Annotated in this window: 6 protein-coding genes; 3 read left to right on the plus strand and 3 right to left on the minus strand. The window is 62.0% G+C overall.

Annotated features, from left to right (window positions below):
• Window positions 1-108: 108 nt before the first annotated feature.
• Complete coding sequence (gene trmA / locus AB5Y48_RS02365) at window positions 109-1,203, plus strand: tRNA (uridine(54)-C5)-methyltransferase TrmA (protein ID WP_368163673.1); 1,095 nt, start codon at window positions 109-111, stop codon at window positions 1,201-1,203.
• 230 nt (window positions 1,204-1,433) lie between these two features.
• Window positions 1,434-2,642, plus strand: a complete 1,209-nt coding sequence (locus AB5Y48_RS02370; RefSeq protein ID WP_368163674.1) for a 4Fe-4S binding protein — start codon at window positions 1,434-1,436, stop codon at window positions 2,640-2,642.
• Between the two features lie 6 nt (window positions 2,643-2,648).
• On the opposite strand, the gene AB5Y48_RS02375 is transcribed toward AB5Y48_RS02370, so the two are convergent.
• Both AB5Y48_RS02375 and AB5Y48_RS02380 read right to left on the minus strand, forming a co-directional pair.
• Window positions 2,649-3,356 carry a hypothetical protein gene (locus tag AB5Y48_RS02375; RefSeq protein WP_082177921.1) on the minus strand — a complete coding sequence of 236 codons (708 nt, stop codon included), beginning with the start codon at window positions 3,354-3,356 and terminating at the stop codon, window positions 2,649-2,651.
• An 88-nt stretch (window positions 3,357-3,444) separates the two neighbouring features.
• Window positions 3,445-3,822: a TonB-dependent receptor gene (locus AB5Y48_RS02380; protein WP_368163675.1), complete on the minus strand. Its 378-nt coding sequence runs from the start codon at window positions 3,820-3,822 to the stop codon at window positions 3,445-3,447.
• Window positions 3,823-3,997: 175 nt separating this feature from the next.
• Here AB5Y48_RS02380 and AB5Y48_RS02385 point away from each other — a divergent pair, with 175 nt between their 5' ends.
• Window positions 3,998-5,212, plus strand: coding sequence for an aromatic amino acid transporter (locus tag AB5Y48_RS02385; RefSeq protein WP_050665628.1), 1,215 nt, complete (start codon window positions 3,998-4,000; stop codon window positions 5,210-5,212).
• A 273-nt stretch (window positions 5,213-5,485) separates the two neighbouring features.
• Here AB5Y48_RS02385 and AB5Y48_RS02390 read toward each other — a convergent pair.
• The coding region (locus AB5Y48_RS02390; protein ID WP_368163676.1) for a transposase at window positions 5,486-6,328 on the minus strand (843 nt) is incomplete at its 5' end.

A 6,328-nucleotide genomic window follows, 5' to 3' on the forward strand; every position in this document is an offset into this window, starting at 1 on the left:
CTGGATAAATCTTGACCACAAAAAACTGGACAACCGTCACTCGCCTCTTAAAATCCCCCCCTCGGGCTTGCGCCCACCCCGTTTTCGGCTTCGTCCATGAGGTATTCGATGAGTCACACCCCGGCTGCCTACCAGCAGCAGCTCGACGCCAAGGCCGAGCGCCTGCGTGCCCTGTTTGCCGCCTTCCAACCGCCCGTGCTCGAGGTGTTTGCCTCGCCGGCCGAACACTACCGCATGCGCGCCGAGTTTCGCGTCTGGCACGACGGGGATGACCTCTACCACATCATGTTTGACCAGGAGACCCGCCAACGTATCCGGGTCGATCAGTTCCCGGTCGCGAGCCGCCTCATCAACGATCTGATGCCCCGGCTGGTGGAGGGGATCAAGCCTCACCCCGTTTTGCGCCGCAAGCTGTTTCAGATCGACTATCTCTCGACCCGCTCCGGCCAGGTGATCGTCAGTCTGCTCTACCATCGCAAGCTCGACGAGCAGTGGCAGGCCGCCGCTGAGGTGCTGCGTACCAGCCTGCGCGAGCAGGGGTTCGAGCTGCAGCTTATCGGTCGTGCCCACAAGCAGAAGATCTGTCTGGAGCAGGAGTTTGTGGATGAGGTGCTGGAGGTGGAGGGGCGCAGCTACACCTACCGCCAGGTAGAAAACAGCTTCACCCAGCCCAATGCCGAGATTAACCAGAAGATGCTGACCTGGGCGCGGGACGTGACTCGCGAGAGCGAAGGGGATCTGCTGGAGCTCTACTGCGGTAACGGCAACTTCTCCATCGCCCTGGCCGAGAACTTCGAGCGGGTGCTGGCCACCGAGATCGCCAAGCCGAGTGTAGAGTCGGCCCAGTACAATATCGCCGCCAACGGCATCGATAACCTCATCATACTGCGCATGTCGGCCGAGGAGTTCACCATGGCCATGCGTGGCGAGCGGGAGTTCAACCGCCTCAAGGGGATCGACCTCTCGGACTACCGTTGCAACACCATCTTCGTCGACCCGCCGCGCGCCGGCCTGGATCCGGCGACCGTCAGGCTGGTCCAGGAGTATGACCATATCCTCTACATCTCCTGTAACCCCGAGACCTTGCAAGAGAACATGGCCGTGCTCGGCGAAACCCACGAGATTGCCCGCTTCGCCCTGTTTGACCAGTTTCCCTGGACCCACCATATGGAAGCCGGGGTTTACTTGCGCCGTAAGGGGTAAGCATAAGAAGGGAGCCATCGGCTCCCTTTTTAATGATGCCCTGTCGGTTGAATAGCGACCGAACTGGCCTTCACCTACGAGCCGCCGGTACTGCGTCACATCATCGCCTGCCTTGAGGGGGGGGGCGCGGCAGGCTACTGGCGTTTCACCCCTGGGAGAGCGTCAGATCAAAACAAACTTCTGAGATGTCAGTTATTCTGCCCGGACCTTATTGTGGAGCCGGAGGCGATGTGACCGCCATAGAATCACTGACAGTGGCGGCCGGGGCGAGTGCCCTGGCCTGGGGGCTGTTACAGCGGCGGGGTTGGGCTGTCTGGCCGGCCCTGCTGCTGGTCATCGCTGCCTGGGTGGTGGCGGCGGATCTCTGGCTCTGGGGTGCGCTGGCGTTGGTGACCGGGTTTCTCGGGTGGCGAGGGCTGCGGCACCCCCATGCCGGGCCAGCCACCACAGAGAGGCTGCGAGAGGGGATGCGCCACCTGCTGCTGCTCTCCTGGGCGCTGGTGGCGGGCCAGTACCTCATTTATGTGTGGCAGCTTGGCCGGGGTGAGACGCCGCTGCTGGCCCGTCCCGACGTGGTGGATGCCTTCCTGCCCATCGCCGGGGGGCTGGGGTTAAGGGCCTGGGGCCAGTTCGGTATGACCGACCCGCACCATCCTGCGGCCACCGTCACCGTGCTGGTGCTCACGCTGTCGGCCCTGCTGATCGGGCGCAGTTTTTGCGGTTGGGCCTGTCCGCTTGGAGTGCTCGGGGAGTGGTTGCATCGGCTGCGCTGCCGCCTGTTACCGGGGGAGTGGACCCCGCCGCGCTGGCTCGATGGGGTGCTGCGTGCCCAGAAGTGGTTGGTGCTCGGCTTTTTGCTCTTCATCATCGTGCTGGCGGTACCCACAGCAGCCCTGCCCGGCTATCTCGCCAGCCCCTATCACCAGGCGGCGGATATGAAGATGGGGGCCTTCTTCTTCAACCTGACCCTGCTCTCTGGCCTGTGCCTGGGTTGGGTGGTGCTGCTCACCGCCACCTTCCGCCAGGGATTTTGCCGCTATCTCTGTCCTTATGGCGCCTGGCTGGGACTGCTTGGGATACTCTCACCCTTGCGAGTTCGCCGCGATGAGGTCCGCTGTCTGCGCAGCCTGGGCCACGACTGCGACAGGTGTAGCCGGGCTTGCCCGTCACGTATTGCGGTGCATCAGGTGATTGCGGTGAGAAATCTGGAGTGCAGCGACTGCCGCCGCTGCATCGAGGCCTGCCCGAAACGGGCCGATGCCCTGCACCTTGGCACGAAGCGGCGCAGGGTGAGCACGCCGTTACAGCTGGCGTTGCTCTCTCTTTTCTTGTTTCTGTTGCCTCTGCTTGCTGACGGCCTGCTTGGGCTCTGGGTCAGTCAGACTCCCCTCGAGGTGCGCCGCCATCTGCTCCATATCCTTCCCTATCTCTCCCACTGAGCAGGGTTATTCGGTCAGCAGGCGGTAGACGGGCTCCTCTCTCAGACGAGTGGCTTGGTCTGCGCTCCCATCCCGGTCGCTGCGATGCTCGTTGCGATAGCTGGTGTAGTGCCAGTGGTGGGGGGCCACATCAGAGGCGGGGGCTTCGCCCAGGGGGATCCCTGCCCGATTGAGGCTGGACTCGAGTTGCTCGATGAAGTGGCGGACCCGACCGAGATCCCTGGCTTGATACTGGCTGTCTGCCTGTTCCGGCTTGATGTAGAGGGTGAACTGGGCTCCCTTGGCGACTCGACTGTCTCGATCCACCTTGGCAAGATCGGTCACTTTCCACTTGTCGATGGGACTATCCCCCGAGAAGAGCAGGGGGCCCAGCTCGGCAAAGGCGCGATCCAGGTGGTCCGGATGCACGCTCAGATGGACCTTGTCCCCCTGAAACTCTCCTTCGGCACGGCCTTGCTCCCGGGTGGCATGAATGAAGACATCTCCCCCCGTGTGGAGTCGATAGTCCCCGTGGCGGGCGGCGAAGTTGGTTTGCTGCATGGTTTGGTAGCTGGGCGGAAAGCCATCCGGGCGCAGGGTCGGGGTGGGCTGGGAACGAATTTGCTGGGCCAGCTCGGGCAGACGAGCCTGCAGTTGCTCTGTCTGGGCCACGCTCTGTGGCTCGGGTGGCGTGACGGGCAGGGTGAGTGGGGCGAGATTGAATTTGGCTTTCATGGTGTGCTCCTCATCGGGTGGGCCACCATTGTGCGGTAAGGGGAAGGGCGGCCTCTGTTGGTAGAGGTCGCCATTTTTTAGGGTTCCATTAGGGCAGGCTTCTGGTGCGCAGGAACAGGTAGAGCATGGTGGCCATGGCGGCCAATACCAGCAGGGAGGCGAGGGAGAGCACGGGCTCTATCTGCTCGGGGGGCATCCGCTTGCCATAGAGCAGGAACAGGCCCACCGCCATCAGCAGGGCGCCGCCCTGGTGCAGATAGAACTGAATCTGAACCAGCCGGCCGGTCGGGTTACCGAGCCAGAGCCGGTGGCAGAGTGCGTAGATGAAGGAGACCACGAATCCCACCAGCATGATGTGAGCGTGGGTGACAAATTGGCCGTGATTCTGGCTGGCGGCCATATGGATGCCGAGCAGCATGCCGAGCAAGGCATAGCTGAGGGCGCAGACGACAAACTTCCTGTCCATGATTCACTCCTTCAAATGTGATGAGAGGAGTATAGGTGTGCGATCCGGTTTGATACCCAAGGGGAGGCAGGGTAAAGTCCCCTGACGCGGCAGCCGGTGGCTGCCGTTTTCATTAGTGCCCTCAGGGCCGGGGTATCACCCCATCATCGCAATCGAATGGCAAGGAGTCAGGGAGATGGAACAGAAACCATCCGTGGTGGGCGGGGCATGTATCATTGCCAGCGTCTGTGTCGGGGCCGGTATGTTGGGGCTGCCCAGTGCGGGAGCGGGGGCCTGGACGCTGTGGTCGACCCTGGCGATCGTGCTGACCATGGTGGTGATGACGGTGTCGGGCTGGATGCTGCTTGAATCCTACCGCGGCTATCCCCTGCGGGTCTCCTTCGATACGGTGACCCGGGACCTGCTGGGGGAGAAGGTCAACGCTCTTAACAACCTGAGCGTCTATTTCGTCGGCGGCATTCTGCTTTACGCCTACATCACCTCATCGGGCCTCATCATTCAGGAGATGACGGGGCTCGGCAGCCACGTCGCCTCGGTGCTCTTTACCCTGGCCTTCTCGGCTCTGGTGTGGCACTCCACCCGGGCGGTGGACCGTATCTCGGTGTTGCTGGTGATCCTGATGGGATTGAGTTTTGCTTTCGGCATCTCGGGCCTCTCCATGAAGATAAGCCCCGACCTGCTGTTTGACCGTATGAGTGAGCATGCCAGCTATGCCCCCTATGCGCTGGTGATGCTGCCGGTGGCCCTCACCTCGTTCGGCTATCACCACTCGGTCTCGTCGATGCGAGCCTATTACGGGGAGGAGCGCCGTGCCAGCCGTGCCATCCTGGGGGGGACGGCCATCGCCCTTACCTTCTATACCATCTGGCTGCTGAGCGTATTCGGCAACCTGCCGCGCAGCGAGTTTGGCCCGGTGATCGAACAGGGGGGTAACGTGGATGCCCTGCTCAAGGCCCTCGGTTCTGTGATCGAGTCCAAGGCGGTGGCGAGCGCGCTCAACGCCTTCTCCATGGCAGCCATCCTCTCCTCCTTTATCGGCGTAGGCCTCGGTGTGTTCGACTACCTGGCGGATCTCTTCAAGTTCGACAACAGCCGGATTGGTCGCAGCAAGTCGTGGGCGGTGACCTTCCTGCCGCCGCTGGTGCTCTCGCTTCTGTTCCCGTTCGGGTTCCTGGTGGCTATCGGCTACGCCGGGGCCGTTGCGACCCTGTGGACCTGTATCATTCCGCCGCTGCTGGTATGGAAGGTGCGTGCCAGTCGCCGGGACGAGACCGGGTTTCGTGCCCCGGGTGGCATGGCCATGATTGTTCTGGTGATCCTGTTCGGGGTGCTGACCGCCGCCTTCCATTTGCTGAATATGGTGGGGTGGCTGCCGGCCTATACGGGTTAAGCCACTGACGTGGAAAGCAAAAAACGGCGCCTTCGGGCGCCGTTGTTGTGGGTGAGTCAGAGCCGGGTGAAGTCCACCGGCGGCTGGCCTACTTTGGGACATCCACCAATTGGACAGAGATATTACTCCCGATCCGATTTTTAGCCTGGAGGTATGACGGGGCGCTATCTTGTGTCTAGTCGTGATGATCAGAGGAAAGAATTCAGGCAATGGCTGTCGGGTGGTCTTGGTGCCATAAGAGACACCATTCAAATAAAGATGGTTGATGTTTGCTCAGAGTACTGGTTGATGACACCATCGCTGGCCGCAGTGGTGGGCGTAACGCTCTCGCGCCACGCCGTGACCAATGGCCCGGATGCCGCTTCGTTTGAACAGCTTCACCTGCTTGAGCCAGTCCTCAGCCTCGAGTTGCAACCGTTGCAAGATGGGGGAAAGCGCCGCCGGAATATGGCCCCGCTTGTCTTCGCGGATGGCACGGCCCGTCCAGTCAACCAGCGCCAGATAGTCGCTGAAGGTGTAGGGGAGTGACTCGGGTTCATTCTTCTTGGCAAACGGCAGCAGCAGGGGTGGCAACTCGGTGGTTTTGGCCCTTCCCAGACGCTGGCTGATGCTGGTGTAGTCGCTCTCCTCGGGTCGGTCGGCGAGTTTGGCACGGATGGGGTTAAGCTCCACATAGGCCATGCAGGCGAGCAGTGCCGACTCCGTCAGCAGGGCCTGGCTCTTGAAGCGCCCCTCCCAGAAGTGACCCTTACAGCTATCTTCCTGATTGGCTTGGCGAGCCAACCCTTCGTTGAGCAGGCGCGCAAGCCAACTGATGGAGTAGAGTCGCCCACGCCACTCCTCTATTAGCCCCTGCACTACCGAGAGCTCTGGCTCAATCAGGGCATCCCCCTGATACCAGCGGCGCACCAGCAGCGGCCACTGGAACAGCCCGGCCCACCGCTCGGCCACCTCCCGCTCGCTCCAACCCTGCGCCTGCTCGGCATCCACTTTCAGCACCAGGTGGTAGTGGTTGCTCATCACCGCATAGGCGCAGATACCGATGGCAAAGAGCCGCGACAGCTGGCCCAGCCGGTCAACCACCCACTGGCGGCGATGCTCGTAACTCTGGCCCGA

Source organism: Aeromonas sp. R6-2 (genome assembly GCF_040908155.1).
Taxonomy (GTDB): Bacteria; Pseudomonadota; Gammaproteobacteria; order Enterobacterales; family Aeromonadaceae; genus Aeromonas; species Aeromonas schubertii.

Excerpts from the sequence above, each read along its gene's own strand:
- trmA (WP_368163673.1), top strand. The coding sequence starts at position 109 with ATGAGTCACACCCCGGCTGCCTACCAGCAGCAGCTCGACGCCAAGGCC.
- AB5Y48_RS02375 (WP_082177921.1), bottom strand. The coding sequence starts at position 3,356 with ATGAAAGCCAAATTCAATCTCGCCCCACTCACCCTGCCCGTCACGCCA.
- AB5Y48_RS02380 (WP_368163675.1), bottom strand. The coding sequence starts at position 3,822 with ATGGACAGGAAGTTTGTCGTCTGCGCCCTCAGCTATGCCTTGCTCGGC.
- AB5Y48_RS02385 (WP_050665628.1), top strand. The coding sequence starts at position 3,998 with ATGGAACAGAAACCATCCGTGGTGGGCGGGGCATGTATCATTGCCAGC.